Source organism: Mycobacterium sp., assembly GCF_965229105.1.
Lineage (GTDB): Bacteria > Actinomycetota > Actinomycetes > Mycobacteriales > Mycobacteriaceae > Mycobacterium.
This window is the reverse complement of record NZ_OZ245858.1, coordinates 731,240-746,852: the sequence shown is the minus strand read 5'-3', so window position 1 is coordinate 746,852 and position 15,613 is coordinate 731,240. Positions and strand designations below refer to the sequence as shown.

The following is a 15,613-nucleotide window of genomic DNA, read 5'->3' as shown; positions in this document are numbered from 1 at the left end:
CACTCAGTCACTGCGCGAGGAAATCCCTCAGCACCGTTGGCTCGGCAGACTGACCGCCACTTAGCTAGCCCATCAGTCTGCGTTCGAGTCACGATTGGCCAGCTTTCGTAGAGGCCCCTGTACCCAGGTGTCGACTTGGTTTTGTCCGGTGAGGCGCACGACGAGGGGGCCGACGGTTCGGTGGGCTACCTCGCGTGCTTCGCGCTGTCGTTTGCCGTGGGTACGCCACGACCATCGGATGATGTGATCGCGGTCGGTGAAGATCGTGCGTAGTGGCGGCTCGACATTTCCATTCCACAGTTCGACGTGGTGAATGCGCCGTCGCAGCGTACGGCGCACGACCCGGTGGGTGACCGTCCATCGGTTGTGGTCCAGCCAGATGAGAGTGTCGGCGCGGTCGAGCAGTAGAGCCCGCACTTGGGCGTACTGCCATTCGACGACCCAGCTGGGCCCGGTGGTGAAGTGGTCGACGTCGGCGGCGAAGGTGGGTCGGGGCGTCCAGTGGGGTCCGTGGTGAAGCGAGTCGATCTCCACGGTGGGCAGGTGAAGGGTAGTGCTGATGGTCTCTCGCAGCGTGCTCTTGCCCGCACCCGAGGGCCCGGTGACGAGGATGCGTCGAGTCGTGGGCGGAAGCGGGTCCGCTGGGCCGAGCAGCACGGTCATTGATTCGACTGACCTTCGTGGTGCGCCGTCGTGACAGCGTCTGCGATTTTTCGGGCGGCCTGCTCGGCGGTGATGTCTTCGGTGTCGATGACGTCGGCCTCGACATGTAGCCAGGTCCGGGCCGCCTCGGCGTACAGCGGTAAGTGGACTAGACGAAACGACGAGGGGCCCATGTTGGTGTCGCCCTCGATGCGTCTGCGGAGCGTTTCCTGCTGGGCGTGAAGGACGAAGTGCCGTATTGGAATTCCGTAGCGGGTGAGTCCTGAGTGGATTTCTCGCCAGTACTGCTCGACGAGCACTGTCATGGGCATGACCAGGGTTCCTCCGGCGTATTCGAGGACGCGGCGAGCGGTTTCTACGACGAGTGGGCGCCAGGGTGGCCAGTGCTGGAAGTTGTCGGTTTCGGGAAGGCCCGGCGTGATGTCCATGAGGGTCTCGCCGACCTTCTCCGCGTCGAATATCCGTGAGTTCGGCAGCAACGTTTGCACCAGGGCGCTGGTGGTCGTCTTGCCGGAGCCGTGGGTGCCGTTAATCCACACAATCACAACCCGACTGTAGGACCCGTTGTCGACCACTCGGTGTCCGATACTGGCCGGGCTGCGCGGTCTGGGAAACGAGGTGCGTGTAGCCCAAGGCGTCTGCCACAATCCGGCGATGACATCGCAGCGCATCGTCCTTCGTGCGGCGACGCCTGATGATGATTCCTTCGTCGTCGAGATGGCACGTCACGCCTGCGTCATCGAAGATTGGCCTCTCCCCGACCCCGACGACGACGAAGTGCTTGAGATGCTTCCGGCTGCCGGGGTGGTGCCGATCATTGCCGAGGACCACAGCGGCACACCCGTCGGTGCGGTGTGGACTTATCGCGGCAGTCCGCCATTGCGCTGTGATGCGGCCGGTGTGCCGCTGCCCGAACTGTGCATCGCTATTGCGCCAGGGTGCCGCGGTGCCGGCATCGGCGGCATGCTCCTGGAGGCGCTCTTCGCCGATCTAGCGAAGGGCCACGCCACGATGGTCACCAACGTCCACGTCCGAAATCCCGCCAAGCGCCTTTACGAGCGCAAGGGGTTTCGCATCATTGGCCAAGGCAACGGTCCGCTAGGCCTCGCAATGGTCAAAGACCTTCGATGAAGTGGCGCAACCGATTTCGTCCTGCGTGCGTCACTTAGCAGGTCATTCCCGATTCGGAGAAGGGCCACTGCCCGTCGCAGGGAGTCGTTTCGGGTGCGTCTCAGTACGCGGGTCGGTGTTCGGCCAGGGTGCGGAAGGCCTGTACCGGTGAGGCGGTGGGATCCTCGGCGAGAACCTGGATGCCGACATGGTTGGCGCCGGCCGAGAGGTGCTCATCGATCTGGGTGTAGATGGTCTCCGGGGGACCGTGCGCGACCAGGGCGTCGATGAGTGCGTCGCTACCTGCTCCGGCGATATCGGCTTCGGTGAACCCGTGCCGCTGCAGGTTGTTGGTGTAGTTACGCAGGCCCAGGTAGGGATGCTGCACCGCGGTTCGGCCGATTCTTCGCGCTTGTTCAACGTCCTGGCTCAGCACAACCTTGTGCTCGGGAGCCAGGAAAGCGTTGCTGCCCAAAGCCTCTCGTGCGTATCGCGTGTGCGCGGGCACGGTGAGATAGGGGTGTGCCCCCAGTGTTTTCTCGCCGGCCAGTTTGAGCGTGTTGGGTCCCAGGGCGCCGATCACGATCGCTTCGGCCGGCACCTTGCTCTCGAGGAGCGCGGCGACGTAGTGGACCATCCGCTCGTAGGGCTTTTCGTAGGTGTCTCGTTTTTCAGGATGACCGAGACCGATGCCCAACAGCAGGCGAGGCCCGTAGCGGTCGACGATCCGGTGGTAGTGGTGGGCAATGCTGCGTGCGTCGTCTTGCCACATATTGATGATTGCCGTCGCGATGATCGCGTTCTGGGTCGCGGCAATCATCTGCTCGAGCAGGTCCATGTCACCGACGGGGTCTGCGCCAATTCCCACCCAGATCGTCTGATAGCCCAAGTCCTCGAGTTCAGAGGCGTAGACGATACGGGGCGCATCACCCAGTGCGGGATTGAGCCATGCTCCGTATGTGCCGAACCGCTCGTGTGTGTCGTTCATCGCAGCGGCGCGGTGGTGCTGAAGATCGGCCAGCAGATCTCGGTTGCGGTGAACCGGGCCGGATCTGTGGGAGTGCCGCCGAGGTAATGCTCTCGGATGGGCCCCTGGCTGCTGATCAGATGCTCGTTGACGTAGATGCCCAGGGCCGCGTAACTGCGGTCGATGCCGTCGTGACCGCCCGGGTGGGTGAGCACCGCGAATTCGGCCCTGGGTAAGACCTCGGCGCGGATACCCTCGGGGGGATCTGCCGATGGTGGTGCTGCGACGAACATGGTTGCGCTGCCGCGCTGTTCGAGAAACAGCGCGCGGTCGTAGAGGCCGCCCGGCACCACCGCAGTCGGCGCGCCTGCTGCCATGGCGACGGCCCGGTGCAGTGTCCGCAGTGACGCCGTAAACCACTCGTCTATCCCGGAGGTATCGATGGTGGCGCTGACGGACCACACGGCGAGCGCCGGTTCGTGGCGCGATGTGACGTCGGTGGGAGTACGCACGGGGGAGAGCAGTTCGCGCAGCGCACCCACGGTGTCGCGGGTCTGCTGGAGCTGAGCCTCCATCTGTTCGAGATGAGTGGTGATGATGTCGGTACGGGCCCCGGCGTCCTCGGTGCTCAGTAGCGCCTTGATGTCGGGAATGGACATGCCCAGCGATCGGAACCGGCGGATGATGTGGGCGTGATCGACCTGGCTGGTGTCGTAGAAGCGGTAGCCGGTATAGGGGTCGATGTGGGCGGGTTCGAGAATGCCGATGTCGTGATAGTGGCGTAGAGCCTTCCTACTCAGACTGGTCATCACTGCGAAGTCTCCGATCGAGACCTGTGCGCCCATGGCGTCCTCCTCTGCGTTTGCATCGCCCACGTGATGGGACACGGCCATCCTCAAGCCTCCCCCTGGGGCAAGGTCAACATCACGGCGCGAGTCGATCCGGGGGTTGACCTTCCCCTAAGGGCAACCCTCATCGTGGGGTCATGACCAACACCACAGACTGGGATGCACTCCCAAAACCTGTCAGAGCGTTCATGACCGCGCTCGATGCCCGTGAGGTAGACCACGCGCTGACCACACTCAGCACCGATGCCGTGGTGACCGACGAAGGCCACGACTACAAGGGACATGACGAGATCGGCGCCTGGGTGGCCACCGCGGCCGCTGAGTACACCTACACCACCGCATTCACCGGCGCGACAGTGCTCGAACGGCAGACCGGTACGACTGTCGACGTCGGGCAACACCTGGAGGGCAACTTCCCGGGCGGAGTCGCCGACCTGCACTACCGCTTCACCCTCGACGGCACTGTCATCAGCCGGGTGGTGATCGAGCCATGACGCGGCGCTGGTTCATCACCGGAGGCACCCCCGGCAACCTTGGGATGGCGTTCGCCGAGGCCGCACTCGAGGCTGGCGACCGCGTGGCACTCACCTCCCGGCGCTCGCAGGAGCTGGCGACATGGGCCGAGCAATACGGCGACCGCGTTCTCGTGGTGCCACTGGAACTCACCGACGCCGCCCAAGTGCAGCGTGCGGTACGCGCCGCAGAGGAGCACTTCGGCGGCATCGACGTGCTGGTCAACAACGCCGGCCGCGGTTGGTACGGATCGATCGAAGGGATGGCCGAGTCCTCGTTGCGGGCGATGTTCGAGCTGAACTTCTTCGCCGTGCTGTCCGTGACGCGTGCGGTGCTGCCGGGGATGCGTGCCCGCGGGAACGGGTGGATCGTCAACGTGTCGTCGGTGGCCGGGCTCGTGGCGGCGCCCGGATTCGGTTACTACAGCGCGACGAAGTACGCCATCGAAGCCGTCACCGATGCGCTGCGCGACGAGGTGGCTGCTCAGGGCATCTCCGTGTTGACCGTCGAACCGGGGGCGTTCCGCACGAATGCCTACGCCGGCTTCGCGAACGAGCCCATCGAGGAGCCGATTGCGGAGTATCACGACATGCTGGAGCAGGTCCGCGCCGCCTTCGTCGAGATGGACGGGACGCAACCCGGCGATCCGCGCCGCGGTGCCCGTGCGGTGATCGCGGCGATGGCTCAAGATCCGCCGCCCCGTCGGCTGGTTCTGGGCAACAGCGGATACGACGCCGTGATCGATACGCTGGAGAAGAATCTGGCCAACATCCGGGCGAACGAAACGCTCTCTCGCAGCGCCGATTTCCCCACCTGAGAGGCCGACCGTAGGTCCCGATCGGCCGTCCATCTGAGCTTGGGGTGACGTCGATGCCGCAGTGAAGCCCTGGGATGCCCCGTAGCCGACAGTTCACCTCGAAGCACCTCGACGACGCGGATCAACGCGTAACGGGAGTCTGTCTCGTTTCTTGTCTCACACGCTGAAGATTCTCATTTCCGAGTCATCAATGACACAGCGATGACATCAGGTTTGAGAACCGACAACTCACGGTCGACGGATCGCGACGGCCGTTCCGAGCGGACTGATCCGTACCGTCGCACCAGCATGCGGCGCCTCGACGACCATTCCGTTGCCGATCGCCATCTGCACGTGTCCTGTGTGCGGGAACACCAGATCCCCAGGCCGGATCTGCGACCGCGGAACCGGAACCCCGTCGTTGATCTGGTCGTAGGTGGTGCGGTCCAGCGGGACGCCTGCCTGCCGGTAGGCCCACTGCACCAGACCGGAGCAATCGAATTGGTTGGGCCCGGTCGCACCCCACACATACGGCCGACCCAGCCGGGACAGCGCCGCCCGCACGGCGATCCCGGCCCGGCTGCTCGGGGGCGGCAGCCGCAGGCCGCCGAGCCGTCGCCGTCGGCGCAGCGCCCGGTACCGCAGCGCACGCAGGAGCAGCAACCGGCGACGGGCCCGCCGACGGGCAGCGGAGACATGCTCATGTTGAGCGCGCAGCCGAGCCGCGGTGCGGCGCATGGCCTCGCGCTGGGCGACTGGGGAGTCGGCAGGTCCAGGAGAGTCTGCTTGTGCGGCCCGGAGCACCTGCCTGGTCAGGTCCCGCGCCAGGGCGTGATCCTGTTGGGCACGTGCCACTACCGCCGCGAACACCGCGTCGGTGCGTGCCGAGTTGCGCAGCGACTCCCGGCTGGTTTCCACCGCCAACTGGTAACGGTCATGTCCCCCACCGGTATTCACACCTCCGAAATGGGCGCTCTGGAACCGCTGGCTACCCGCCTCGAGGTGAACTTGCGCACTGTGTCCGTCGAAAAGCCGGTGCGCCCGACTCAGCAGGTCCAACTCCCCCATACCGGTCCCCTACCGTTAGTTGTCTTATTCGGAGTCCGCGCCGGCGGCCGCGTCGAGGAATGCCCGAACCCGCGGCAGGGCGGCGGGCGGGACGAATCCGCTGTTGCGGATATCCCACATCTCCTCGGTGGTGATGCCGACGAGTGCCGCAATCACCGCTTCGGGTAGCGACGACCGGGTGCAGGCCTGATCGAACCGGGCGCCGATACTGTCGGGCAGCCGAGCGAGCAGGGCGGCCCGGGTGGATTCCAGCGCCTTGACGTGGCCCAGTAGCGGCCCGTTCGGGTCGGCACCGGCGTTGACAGCCACCCGCCATGAGTTGGCCGCCAGCAGCTCGGCCGTCACACACTGGGTGATCACGGAGAGAATATACGTCTCGTATTCGTTTGACGTATTCGGCGGTAAACGGGCGATCGCCGAGTTGAGGGCTTCGATGTGCGCCTGGGCGTGTTCGGCAAGCACTGCGGTGTTCGAATTTCGCTCGACCACGACGGTCGGGGCGGTCCGCCGCAGCGGTTGCGAAGCGGCCAGCAACTGGCTGATTTCGACGTCCGGATCGGGCGAGATGACCAGCCGGGAGTAGGTGCCCGGTGGTAGTCCGAGACCGTTTTCAACCTTCTGAACTGTGCCTTTGTGGGGTTTTCTGGTCCCGCGCTCCAAGTAGCTCAGACCCATGATGCTCACGCCCGTCGCACCGGCCAGATCCGCCAGCGACCAGTCCCGAGATTCACGCAGTGCCCGGATGGCTGCGCCCGCCGATTCTCGGCTCACCGTAGTGCTCCGGACATGCAGGAATCGTACACAGGCCGGCCGGATCTACCTTTACGTATACGTTTTGCTATTCGTTTCTGTTGCGCGGGAGCGGCGATACGTATACGGTTTCGTCAACGCTTTCATCCACAACGAGACAGGGGCAGACGATGAACCAGCCATGCGCAGCCAATCCCGAACTCTGGTTCGGGTACTCCGATGACGACGACACCGACGGGGCCGCCAAGGCCCGCGCGTACGAGCGGGCGTCAACCGAGGCCCGCACGATTTGCCTGCGGCGCTGCCCACTGGCGCAACAGCGCAAATGCGCGGCCCACGCGGTCGATGCCGGCGTCGAGTATGGCGTCTGGGCCGGGGTGAAACTGCCTGGCGGCCAGTACCGCAAGCGACACGAACTCGCCAGGGCGCATGAGGTGCTGGCGCTCATCGCGGCCGGGGAGCTCAACCCGCGGCAGCTTCCGGAAAGCTCAGCGCTGCTGGAGAACCGGCGCGCGGATGCCCTGCCCGTGGTTGCCACCGTATTCCACCTGCCCGCAGTCTCCGCAGCGCAGCGCTCAGCGGCCTAGCTCCGACTACCACCCGAGTGCTACCCGGGTAGCATCCCAGTATGAAGTTGAGTGTGAGCTTGTCCGATGAGGATGTGGCGGTCCTCGACGCCTATGTGAAACAGACTGGTCTGCCCTCCCGATCGGCGGGCGTACAGCGGGCCGTGCGGATGCTGCGCCACCCGACGCTTGAAGACGATTACGGTCGTGCCTGGGCAGAGTGGGAGACCAGTGAACACGACGAGTGGGACGCCACCGTCGCGGATGGACTCAACAATGCGTCGCGGTGAGATCTGGCAGGTCGACCTTGATCCCGCTCGGGGCAGTGAAGCGAACACGCAGCGACCGGCGGTGGTCGTGAGCAACGACCGGGCCAATGCGACTGCGTCCCGGTTGGGCCGAGGCGTCATCACCGTCGTGCCGGTCACCAGCAACGTAACGAGTGTCTACCCGTTCCAGGTGTTGTTGTCGTCGCCATCTACCGGCCTCGGCGTCGAATCGAAGGCCCAGGCCGAGCAGATCAGATCCATGTCAACGCAACGGTTGGTCCGCCCGATCGGCCGACTCTCCCCCGACGAACTCGCCAAGCTCGACGAAGCCCTTCGCTTGCATTTGGAGCTCTAGCTCCTACGCCTGCTGCCTGATCAGCTCGAGGGTGCCCAGCTCACGGATCGCCCGGCAGCCACGCTCCAGCATGGCCAGCACCATATCGTCGCCGCGGTCGGTGGCGGCAGCGAAGGCAAACCCGAACGTCGTCAGCAGCGGCACCTGAAGCATCCCGAGAACATAGTCCTGCCAACAGGTTTCGCGGTCATAGCCGGTAACTCCTTCGGTCACCAATGAGCCGTAGTAGGCGTCGACGAGCTCCTGCTCAACAGCGGCCCGCAGGTCGGGCGCCAGGCTGGTCGCCACGAAATACGCCAGGTCACGCGCGGGTAGCCCCACGGTCAGCGTCTGCCAATCGACCACGGTGACCTTGGTGCGCTCGGGATCGAAGAGCAGGTTGTCCACCCGGTAGTCGCCGTGCAGCAGACTGAACCGCTCCGGTGCCAGCAGCAGCCACGGGCCCACCAGCGCTGCCGCCTCGGTCAGGGTGGTGCGATCGGCTTCCGACATCCGGTCGCCGAGCTTGCCGATGGTCGTTTCGGCGGCCATCTTGGCGAGATCGCCCATCCCCCTGGCGAAGTCGGCGTCCGCCCGAGGCATCGTCGCGCCGGTGAAGGACAGCCAGCCGGGATCGCACCACCGCGGGCCGTGCAGCCCGGCCAGCGCCTGGACGGACAGTCGGGCCTCGACCAGACTGCAGCCCGCGATCTGGTCGCCCTGTACAGCGGGGGCGAGATCGGCCATCAACAGAACGAAATCGGCTCCGTCGCGGTCTATTTCGCAGTGGAACCACTTCGGCAGCGGCACCGTCAACGTGTCGGCGACCTCGGTGTAGAACGCGTGCTCGGCGCGGTAGCCGAGCGCCACCCGCTCGCGCACGGCCTCGTCCTGCGACGGCAGTTTGACGATCATGGTGTCCGGCAGATCCGGCCGGGCGCCGGCATAGGTGGGGGTCACGCGGTAGGTGGCGCCGGTCTGTCCGGTACCCACCGGGGTTACCGTCACCTCGGTGATCTCGGTACCCAATACCGCCGAGAGCCAGGTACTGGTCACATCCGCCGGGCTGGCGGGAATCGCTGCTGTGGTGGTCATCGGGCGCACCTCCTCGCAGAATTAGAACACGTTCTAATGCAGGCGCCGCGGGCGGGTTTTTGTCAGTACCCACTCCTAGCGTGGGTTCATGACGAACTGGATTAATACGGTCAGCCGCGAGCACGTCCGCCGCGCCGTCGAAGGTGGATTCACCCAAGCCGATCACGGAAAGCCAGACCGGCTGCGCCGGTTGGGTTCCGGCGACCGGATCGCGTTCTACTCACCGAAGACGGACTATCCCGATGGTGACCCCCTGCAGGCGTTCACCGCGATCGGGCGGCTCATCGGCGATGAGCTCTACCAGGTGGAGATATCGCCCGATTTCCGTCCGTACCGGCGCAAGGTCGAATTCCTCGACTGCGTCGAGACGCCGATCAGACCGCTGATTGACGGGCTGGATTTCATCGAGGACAAGAAGCGCTGGGGTTTTCGCTTCCGCTTCGGATTGTTCCAGGTCAGCGACCACGACTTCGAGCTCATCGCAGCGGCCATGACCCAGTCGGTGGCGGGGGGTGCTGCTGCCGTCGCATGATCGTTGGATGAGCAACCTCGAACAGCACCCTGCCGAGGTTGATGTCCCTGTGACGGCAGAGCCCGCGGCGGGCGTCGAGATACTGACGCCTCGGGAGGTACCGCTCGGCGGGCCGCGGGCGCTGCTGGTCCGGCGCACCTTGCCGCAACACCAGCGGTCGCTGATCGGGGCCTGGTGTTTCGTCGATCATTACGGCCCGCAGGACGTCCGTTCCGGCACCGCCATGGACGTGCCGCCGCACCCGCACACCGGCCTACAGACCGTCAGCTGGCTGTTCAGCGGGGAGGTGGAGCACCGAGACTCGGCGGGCGTGCACGCTTTTGTCCGACCCGGCGAGCTCAACCTGATGACGGCGGGGGCCGGTATCTGCCATTCCGAGGTGTCGACGGCGGCGACGACCATGCTGCATGGGGTGCAGTTGTGGGTCGCGCTACCCGATGCCCACCGGGACACCGAGCGCAATTTCGACCACTATGTGCCGACTCCGGTATCGCGTGCCGGTGCGACGATCCGGGTGTTCCTCGGGACGCTCGACGGTGTCAGCGCGCCGGTGCCGACCTTCAGCCCGCTGCTCGGGGCGCAGATCGATCTCGGTGCGGGCAGCCGGTTGACACTCGACACCGATCCGACGTTCGAACACGGCGTGCTCGTCGATCGGGGTGACGTCGACGTAGACGGCACGGCGGTGACAGTCGCCGAACTGGCCTACCGTCCCGCCGGGCCGTCGACACTGGAATTGCGTAACACCGGAGACCGGCCGGCGCGGGTGGTGGTGCTTGGTGGCACGCCGTTCACCGAGGAGCTGGTGATGTGGTGGAACTTCGTGGGCCGCAGCCACGACGATATCGTCAACTACCGGGACCAATGGCAGCACCACGATGCACGATTCGGCCACGTAGACGGCTATCGTCCTGTCGCACAAGGAGATCCGCTGCGCCTGCCGGCGCCGCGGCTGCCCACCACCCGGCTTCGGCCTCGCAAGACGGCCCCGCAGACACCCCGACCGCAAGGACACCACGTGACCACCGACAAAACAGGTGCGGAGACCACCGTCACCCAACGCGCCAGGATCTTCACGATCGCCGTCGACGACGGGTCCGCGGGCATGCTGTCCTTCGTCGACCGGGACGGCCAAAGGATCTTCCTGCACACCGAGGTCAAGCCGGCGTTCGAGGGCCGCGGCCTGGCCGGCATCCTGGTCGAGGCGGCGCTGTCCGCCACCCGTGCTGAGGGCCTGCGCGTGGTCGCGGTCTGCCCGATGGTCGCCGCCTACGTAGCCAAGCACCACGATTTCGATGACATCCTCGACCCGATCACCGCCCAGATCGATGAGTGGCTGATGGCCCAGCGACACCGCTGACCTATCGTGACCGGGTGAGTAGCGAGGCGTTCTTCACCGCCGATGGTGCCGGCTTCGTGCCCATGCCCATCGCCAAAGGCCCGTGGGGACACACCCTCGGCGGTCATATCGTCGGCGGCCTGCTGGCCCGCACCGTGGAGACCGCCGTACCCGACCCCGGGCTGCAGCCCGCTCGGTTCACCGTCGATCTGCTGCGACCCATTCTGCTGGAACCCGTCGAAGTACAGACGCGGATCGAACGCGAGGGCCGGCGAATTACCCTCGTCGATGCCGCCATCCGGCAGCACGGCCGGGTCGTGTCTCGCGCCAGTGGTCTGTTCCTGCGCCGCGGCGAAGACCCGGACGGGCAGGTGTGGTCACCGCCGCTGGCGATGCCACCCATTCCGCCGATGCCCCCGACCATCCGCCCAGATCTGCCGATGCTGCTGTGGTCCTACGGACCCAACCTCGACCAGCCGCTGCCAGGGGTGGGCGCCGACGAGTGGGAACAGACGCACGCGCAGAAGTTCGCGTGGGTGCGCGATATCCGTCCCCTGATCGCCGGTGAACTTCTCAGCCCATTCACCAGGGCGGCGATGGCCAGCGAGGTGACCAGTTCGATGACTCACTGGGGCACCGCCGGTCTTCGATACATCAATGCCGATTACACGATGACGCTAAGCCGGCTGCCCGTCGGTGAATACATCGGGTTGGCTGCGACCGCGCAATTCGCCCAGGCCGGCGTCGCCACCGGGACGGCGACCATTTTCGACGCCCACGGCCCGATCGGTACCGGCGTCGCTGTCGCCCTCGGACAACCTGCAGGCGCATTCAATCCGCCTACCTTGGGACACTGATGACTGTTCTGATCTCGGTTGCTGAACTGGCGCAACAGCTTTCGACTGGCACCCCACCGCGCGTACTGGACGTGCGCTGGACGGTGGCCGCCCCCGACGGGTACGGCGCCTATCTGGACGGGCATATCCCCGGTGCGGTGTATGTGGACCTGGATGCTGAACTCTCCGATCACTCCATCACCGGCCGTGGCCGCCATCCGCTGCCGACCGCCGCCGGCCTGCAGGACAGCGCCCGGCGGTGGGGGCTCAATCCCGGGGACACCGTGGTGATCTACGACGACTGGGGCGGACAGGCGGCCGCCAGGGCGTGGTGGCTGTTACGGGCCGCCGGTGTAGCGAACGTCCGCCTGCTCGACGGCGGCTGGTCGGAATGGCAGCGCGGCGGCCTCCCCGCTGAAATCGTTGCCGCACAACCGGACCCGGGTACCATCACTATCGAACATCTGGACGGCCTACCCACTGTCGACGCCGATGGAGTGGCCGAGCGTGCGTCGTCGCCCACCGATATCGTGCTCGACGCCCGCGCCGCCGCCAGGTACCGCGGTGACGAAGAGCCGCTCGATCAACGCGCCGGCCACATTCCCGGCGCCGTATCCGCTCCGACCGCGTTTAACCTCAACCCCGACGGCACGTTCAGGAACGCGGCCGAACTGCGCGCGCGGTTCGCCGAGTTCGGCGTCGGCGAGGCGCCGGTGGCGGTGTACTGCGGCTCCGGGGTGACGGCCACCCATCAGATCGCGGCACTGGCCGTCGCCGGATATGACGCGGCGCTGTATCCGGGGTCATGGTCGGAATGGTCGAGCGCAGCCGAGCGTCCGGTCGCGACGGGGCCCGAGCCCGGCTAGCCTCACCCGATGCCGGCATCGCGGATGTACACCCTGAACTTTGGCGTCGAGTATGTGCCGAAATCGCTGTCGGTTCCCGGTGGCGGTGAGCACACCATCACCACGCCGATCTACGGGGCGCTGGTCGAGACACCGGACGGATTGATCCTGCTGGACACCGGAATCGGCCGACCCGCGTTGGACAACCCCGAGTTTCTGACAGCCTGCTACGGCGCCGACCGGCATCCCACCGCGCCCGACGGCGAGCCGCTCGAGGTGGCGCTGGCCGAGCTGGGTTTCACCGTCGCCGATATCTCGCTGGCCGCTGTCAGCCATCTGCACCTCGACCACACCGGCGGCATCCCGCTGCTGGCGGCCGCCGGGGTGCCGGTGGCGATCCAACGCGCCGAACTCGACTACGGCCGCGAACGGGCGGCGGCAGGCACCGAGGGCGAGGTCGCCTTCTACCGCGATGATTATCTTGACGTCGATGACATCAACTGGGTGCTGCTCGACGGTGCCACCGAGCTGGCGCCAGGAGTCGATGCCATCCCGACCCCTGGGCATACGCCCGGTCATCAGTCCTACGGCGTGCATCTGCCGGCGACGGGGAACTGGATCTTTTCCGCCGACGCCGCCGACCTCGCCGAGAACCTGCACGAACACAAACGCTGTGGCAGCTGCGCCGAGGACCTCGAAATCGACCTCGCGCAGGAGTCCGTCGAAAACCTCATCAGCCTGGCCGACACCCGCGACGCCCGCCTGATTCCCGGCCATGACCCCATCGTCTGGAAAGCCATCTGGCATCCAGAAGGCGGGCACCGCTAACCGCTGAGCGCGCTCACCGTCACCGGAATGCCGTTGAGCGCACCATTTCCCGACGGTTCATCCAGAAAGTCCGGCGGCGACAACACATTGCTGTTCACCCCCGGCGACCCGTTGGCCACCGACATCCTGGTGCCTGGTTTGCCATGCCCCCAGCCGTGCGGCATCGACACCACCCCCGGCTTGATCGACTCGGTCAGCTCGACGGGCACCTCGATCTCTCCACCCGACGACCGCACCGCCGCGATATCCCCATCGGCCAGCCCGAGCCGGCGCGCATCATCGTGGTGCATCCACAACGTGCAGCGCTCCTTACCCTTCATCAGGGCCTGGACATTGTGCAGCCACGAGTTGTTCGACCGCAGATGCCGACGACTGACCAGCACCAGATCATCGGGATCGCGGACCACCCGCGCGGCCAACCGCGGCACATCGTCGAGGAGGTACTGCGGGGCCAGTCGGATCTTGCCGTCGGAGGTGCCCAATACCTGCGGCACCTGCGGCACCATCGGACCGAAGTTGATGCCATTGGGCGCGGCCTTGAGCTTCTCCAGGGTGAGGCCGTCAGGGTTGTCGCCGTAGCGGTCCCCGAACGGTCCGGTGCGTAAGGTCAAGTCCAGCATGCGTTCTGGCCCACCGGAGCTGTAATGACTGCGGATCTGCGCCCCGTCCAGACCTTGGGTGAAGCACATGTAGTCGAAGAAGCCGTCGTCGATCGCGGCGACGTCGACATCCTCGGCGGGTGTCCCAGTGCACAGCCCGGTCAACCGGATCAGGATTTCCCACTCCGCGGGGCGCAGAGGGTCGGTGGGTGCGAACACCGGCGGCGAATAATTGGCGACGCTGTTGATCGCGAACTGCAAGATCAGGTCGTCGTGGTGGGGCTGCTCGAGTGGGGACAGACCCGGCAGGATCACGTCGGCGTGCCGGGTGGTCTCGTTGAGCCACAGGTCGACGGCGATCATCGCCTCCAGCTTCGGCAGTGCCTCGTCCAACCGGTGCCCGCCTGGACTGGACAACACCGGGTTACCGGCGACGGTGATCAGCGCTTTGATCTGCCCCGGTCCCGGGGTCTCCATCTCCTCGACCATGCAGGACACCGGTACCTGGCCGAGCACCTCCTTGGCGCCGCGCACCCGGGTGGCGAACCGGCCGAAGGTGGGTGCCCCGTCCTCGAGGCCGGGGATCGGCTGCACCGTCACCGACCAGGCCGCCGGGCGGGGGAACATGCTGCCGCCGGGAATGTCGAAGTGACCGGTCAGGATGTTGACGACATCGACCAGCCAGCTCGCGAGGCTGCCAAACTCCTGATTGCACAGCCCGATTCGGCCATACACCACCGCGCGTTCAGTGCCGGCCAGCTCGCGCGCCAGCTCCCGAATCCGCTCGGCGGCGATCCCGGTTGCCTGGGCGACCCGCTCCGGCGGCCAGTCGGCCGCCAACTCCCCCACCGTGTCGACGCCCTCGACGTAGTCGATGACCGCGCCGAGGTTGACCAGGTCTTCGGCGAACAGGGTGTGCACCACCGCCAGCAGCAGCGCGGCGTCGGTGCCCGGCGTGATCGGCAACCACTCGTCGGCGCGGGCGGCGGTGGCGGTACGCACCGGGTCGACGACGATGACCTTGCCGCGCTTGCGGATCTCACCGATGATGCCCATCACGTCGGGCGCGGCCAGCAGCGAGCCCTGCGAGGCGGCCGGGTTGGCCCCCATCACCACCAGCAGATCGGTGCGTTGGATATCGGGGACCGGGAATGTCCACCAGCCGCCGTACATCAGGTGCGACGACAGGTTCTTCGGCCACTGGTCGACGGTGCCCGGGGAGTAGCTCAGCGGGATCCCCGACATGCCAAGCAGCACACCGGTATAGCGACCCAGCGAGAAAGAGTGCGCCAGTGGGTTGCCGGTATAGGCGGTGACGGCGCCGATACCGTACTTCGCGATTACCGGCGCCAGCAATTCGGTGCAGCGCCGAAACGCCGCATCCCAGCTGGCCTCCTGCCATTGGCCGTCTACCTTGATCATCGGCGTGCGGATGCGGTCGGGATCCTCGTGCAGCGCTCCCAGCGACGCGCCCTTGGGACACAGGTGCCCGCGGCTCCAGGTGTCGTCGCGATTACCTCGAATCGAGGCGACGTGGCCATCCTGCACCTGAATCTCCAAGCCGCACATGGCTTCACACAACGGGCAGGTATACAGATGGCGGCCGTCCGCGCCGGTGGCAGCCAGCGATTCGGAGAGTTCTGCGGTCATTTTCC

19 protein-coding genes and 1 pseudogene are annotated in these 15,613 nt (G+C 66.1%); 12 read left to right on the top strand and 8 right to left on the bottom strand.

All coding sequences use genetic code 11. The features are described from left to right. Positions 1-72 precede the first annotated feature (72 nt). Both ADBZ9O_RS03515 and ADBZ9O_RS03510 read right to left on the bottom strand, forming a co-directional pair. Positions 73-663 carry an AAA family ATPase gene (locus ADBZ9O_RS03515; protein WP_526528448.1) on the bottom strand — a complete coding sequence of 197 codons (591 nt, stop codon included), beginning with the start codon at positions 661-663 and terminating at the stop codon, positions 73-75. After that, positions 660-1,208, bottom strand: coding sequence for an AAA family ATPase (locus ADBZ9O_RS03510; protein WP_526528446.1), 549 nt, complete (start codon positions 1,206-1,208; stop codon positions 660-662). Before ADBZ9O_RS03510 ends, ADBZ9O_RS03515 begins: the two co-directional genes overlap by 4 nt. 109 nt (positions 1,209-1,317) lie before the next feature. Between ADBZ9O_RS03510 and ADBZ9O_RS03505 the strand changes: the two genes are divergently transcribed. Further along, entirely contained in the window at positions 1,318-1,794 is a 477-nt protein-coding gene (locus tag ADBZ9O_RS03505) for a GNAT family N-acetyltransferase (RefSeq protein ID WP_526528444.1), read from the top strand. A 100-nt stretch (positions 1,795-1,894) separates the two neighbouring features. Here the strand turns inward: ADBZ9O_RS03505 and ADBZ9O_RS03500 are convergent, their stop codons facing one another. Together ADBZ9O_RS03500 and ADBZ9O_RS03495 are read right to left on the bottom strand one after the other, a co-directional pair. After that, on the bottom strand, positions 1,895-2,761 hold the full coding sequence (locus ADBZ9O_RS03500) for a TIGR03620 family F420-dependent LLM class oxidoreductase (protein ID WP_526528442.1): 867 nt from the start codon (positions 2,759-2,761) through the stop codon (positions 1,895-1,897). After that, positions 2,758-3,585 (bottom strand): MerR family transcriptional regulator, encoded by an 828-nt coding sequence (locus tag ADBZ9O_RS03495; RefSeq protein WP_526528440.1) that lies wholly within the window; start codon positions 3,583-3,585, stop codon positions 2,758-2,760. Before ADBZ9O_RS03495 ends, ADBZ9O_RS03500 begins: the two co-directional genes overlap by 4 nt. A gap of 140 nt (positions 3,586-3,725) precedes the next feature. Here ADBZ9O_RS03495 and ADBZ9O_RS03490 point away from each other — a divergent pair, with 140 nt between their 5' ends. Continuing rightward, positions 3,726-4,082, top strand: coding sequence for a nuclear transport factor 2-like protein (locus tag ADBZ9O_RS03490; RefSeq protein WP_526528438.1), 357 nt, complete (start codon positions 3,726-3,728; stop codon positions 4,080-4,082). Next, positions 4,079-4,918: an SDR family oxidoreductase gene (locus ADBZ9O_RS03485; RefSeq protein ID WP_526528436.1), complete on the top strand. Its 840-nt coding sequence runs from the start codon at positions 4,079-4,081 to the stop codon at positions 4,916-4,918. The genes ADBZ9O_RS03490 and ADBZ9O_RS03485 overlap by 4 nt, the downstream gene beginning before the upstream one ends. Before the next feature lie 228 nt (positions 4,919-5,146). Here ADBZ9O_RS03485 and ADBZ9O_RS03480 read toward each other — a convergent pair whose 3' ends face one another. Further along, positions 5,147-5,965, bottom strand: coding sequence for a C40 family peptidase (locus ADBZ9O_RS03480; protein ID WP_526528434.1), 819 nt, complete (start codon positions 5,963-5,965; stop codon positions 5,147-5,149). Between the two features lie 24 nt (positions 5,966-5,989). Continuing rightward, positions 5,990-6,736, bottom strand: coding sequence for a helix-turn-helix domain-containing protein (locus ADBZ9O_RS03475; protein WP_526528432.1), 747 nt, complete (start codon positions 6,734-6,736; stop codon positions 5,990-5,992). A gap of 149 nt (positions 6,737-6,885) precedes the next feature. Here ADBZ9O_RS03475 and ADBZ9O_RS03470 point away from each other — a divergent pair, with 149 nt between their 5' ends. From ADBZ9O_RS03470 to ADBZ9O_RS03460, 3 genes are read left to right on the top strand one after another with little or no spacing between them, the layout of a single operon-like run. After that, positions 6,886-7,302 carry a WhiB family transcriptional regulator gene (locus ADBZ9O_RS03470; RefSeq protein WP_526528430.1) on the top strand — a complete coding sequence of 139 codons (417 nt, stop codon included), beginning with the start codon at positions 6,886-6,888 and terminating at the stop codon, positions 7,300-7,302. Positions 7,303-7,343: 41 nt separating this feature from the next. Then, complete coding sequence (locus tag ADBZ9O_RS03465; RefSeq protein WP_526528428.1) at positions 7,344-7,571, top strand: ribbon-helix-helix domain-containing protein; 228 nt, start codon at positions 7,344-7,346, stop codon at positions 7,569-7,571. Further along, a complete protein-coding gene (locus ADBZ9O_RS03460; RefSeq protein ID WP_526528426.1) occupies positions 7,558-7,905 on the top strand; it encodes a type II toxin-antitoxin system PemK/MazF family toxin in 348 nt (115 codons plus the stop codon). The genes ADBZ9O_RS03465 and ADBZ9O_RS03460 overlap by 14 nt, the downstream gene beginning before the upstream one ends. Positions 7,906-7,908: 3 nt before the next feature. On the opposite strand, the gene ADBZ9O_RS03455 is transcribed toward ADBZ9O_RS03460, so the two are convergent. After that, on the bottom strand, positions 7,909-8,979 hold the full coding sequence (locus tag ADBZ9O_RS03455) for a phosphotransferase family protein (protein WP_526528424.1): 1,071 nt from the start codon (positions 8,977-8,979) through the stop codon (positions 7,909-7,911). An 88-nt stretch (positions 8,980-9,067) separates the two neighbouring features. Between ADBZ9O_RS03455 and ADBZ9O_RS03450 the strand changes: the two genes are divergently transcribed. The 6 genes and pseudogenes from ADBZ9O_RS03450 to ADBZ9O_RS03425 all read left to right on the top strand — a co-directional run bounded on the left by ADBZ9O_RS03450 (position 9,068) and on the right by ADBZ9O_RS03425 (position 13,359). Continuing rightward, a complete protein-coding gene (locus ADBZ9O_RS03450) occupies positions 9,068-9,511 on the top strand; it encodes an EVE domain-containing protein (RefSeq protein ID WP_526528422.1) in 444 nt (147 codons plus the stop codon). Between the two features lie 7 nt (positions 9,512-9,518). Continuing rightward, positions 9,519-10,517, top strand: a pseudogene (locus ADBZ9O_RS03445) (pirin family protein); the annotation flags it as partial. Positions 10,518-10,529: 12 nt separating this feature from the next. Then, positions 10,530-10,871, top strand: coding sequence for a GNAT family N-acetyltransferase (locus ADBZ9O_RS03440; RefSeq protein WP_526532787.1), 342 nt, complete (start codon positions 10,530-10,532; stop codon positions 10,869-10,871). A gap of 62 nt (positions 10,872-10,933) precedes the next feature. After that, entirely contained in the window at positions 10,934-11,707 is a 774-nt protein-coding gene (locus ADBZ9O_RS03435) for an acyl-CoA thioesterase domain-containing protein (RefSeq protein WP_526532785.1), read from the top strand. Beyond that, on the top strand, positions 11,707-12,552 hold the full coding sequence (locus ADBZ9O_RS03430; protein ID WP_526528420.1) for a sulfurtransferase: 846 nt from the start codon (positions 11,707-11,709) through the stop codon (positions 12,550-12,552). Before ADBZ9O_RS03435 ends, ADBZ9O_RS03430 begins: the two co-directional genes overlap by 1 nt. A gap of 9 nt (positions 12,553-12,561) precedes the next feature. Then, the gene (locus ADBZ9O_RS03425; RefSeq protein ID WP_526528418.1) at positions 12,562-13,359 is read left to right on the top strand and encodes an N-acyl homoserine lactonase family protein; all 798 of its coding nucleotides are present in this window, start codon (positions 12,562-12,564) and stop codon (positions 13,357-13,359) included. Here ADBZ9O_RS03425 and ADBZ9O_RS03420 read toward each other — a convergent pair. Then, on the bottom strand, positions 13,356-15,608 hold the full coding sequence (locus ADBZ9O_RS03420) for a molybdopterin-dependent oxidoreductase (protein WP_526528416.1): 2,253 nt from the start codon (positions 15,606-15,608) through the stop codon (positions 13,356-13,358). The genes ADBZ9O_RS03425 and ADBZ9O_RS03420 overlap by 4 nt on opposite strands. Between the last annotated feature and the right edge of the window lie 5 nt (positions 15,609-15,613).

Bases quoted from the DNA above. Each gene is read 5' to 3' on its own strand.
- ADBZ9O_RS03515 (WP_526528448.1), bottom strand. From the start codon at position 663: ATGACCGTGCTGCTCGGCCCAGCGGACCCGCTTCCGCCCACGACTCGA.
- ADBZ9O_RS03505 (WP_526528444.1), top strand. From the start codon at position 1,318: ATGACATCGCAGCGCATCGTCCTTCGTGCGGCGACGCCTGATGATGAT.
- ADBZ9O_RS03500 (WP_526528442.1), bottom strand. From the start codon at position 2,761: ATGAACGACACACACGAGCGGTTCGGCACATACGGAGCATGGCTCAAT.
- ADBZ9O_RS03495 (WP_526528440.1), bottom strand. From the start codon at position 3,585: ATGGGCGCACAGGTCTCGATCGGAGACTTCGCAGTGATGACCAGTCTG.
- ADBZ9O_RS03490 (WP_526528438.1), top strand. From the start codon at position 3,726: ATGACCAACACCACAGACTGGGATGCACTCCCAAAACCTGTCAGAGCG.
- ADBZ9O_RS03485 (WP_526528436.1), top strand. From the start codon at position 4,079: ATGACGCGGCGCTGGTTCATCACCGGAGGCACCCCCGGCAACCTTGGG.
- ADBZ9O_RS03480 (WP_526528434.1), bottom strand. From the start codon at position 5,965: ATGGGGGAGTTGGACCTGCTGAGTCGGGCGCACCGGCTTTTCGACGGA.
- ADBZ9O_RS03470 (WP_526528430.1), top strand. From the start codon at position 6,886: ATGAACCAGCCATGCGCAGCCAATCCCGAACTCTGGTTCGGGTACTCC.
- ADBZ9O_RS03465 (WP_526528428.1), top strand. From the start codon at position 7,344: ATGAAGTTGAGTGTGAGCTTGTCCGATGAGGATGTGGCGGTCCTCGAC.
- ADBZ9O_RS03460 (WP_526528426.1), top strand. From the start codon at position 7,558: ATGCGTCGCGGTGAGATCTGGCAGGTCGACCTTGATCCCGCTCGGGGC.
- ADBZ9O_RS03455 (WP_526528424.1), bottom strand. From the start codon at position 8,979: ATGACCACCACAGCAGCGATTCCCGCCAGCCCGGCGGATGTGACCAGT.
- ADBZ9O_RS03450 (WP_526528422.1), top strand. From the start codon at position 9,068: ATGACGAACTGGATTAATACGGTCAGCCGCGAGCACGTCCGCCGCGCC.
- ADBZ9O_RS03435 (WP_526532785.1), top strand. From the start codon at position 10,934: ATGCCCATCGCCAAAGGCCCGTGGGGACACACCCTCGGCGGTCATATC.
- ADBZ9O_RS03430 (WP_526528420.1), top strand. From the start codon at position 11,707: ATGACTGTTCTGATCTCGGTTGCTGAACTGGCGCAACAGCTTTCGACT.
- ADBZ9O_RS03425 (WP_526528418.1), top strand. From the start codon at position 12,562: ATGCCGGCATCGCGGATGTACACCCTGAACTTTGGCGTCGAGTATGTG.
- ADBZ9O_RS03420 (WP_526528416.1), bottom strand. From the start codon at position 15,608: ATGACCGCAGAACTCTCCGAATCGCTGGCTGCCACCGGCGCGGACGGC.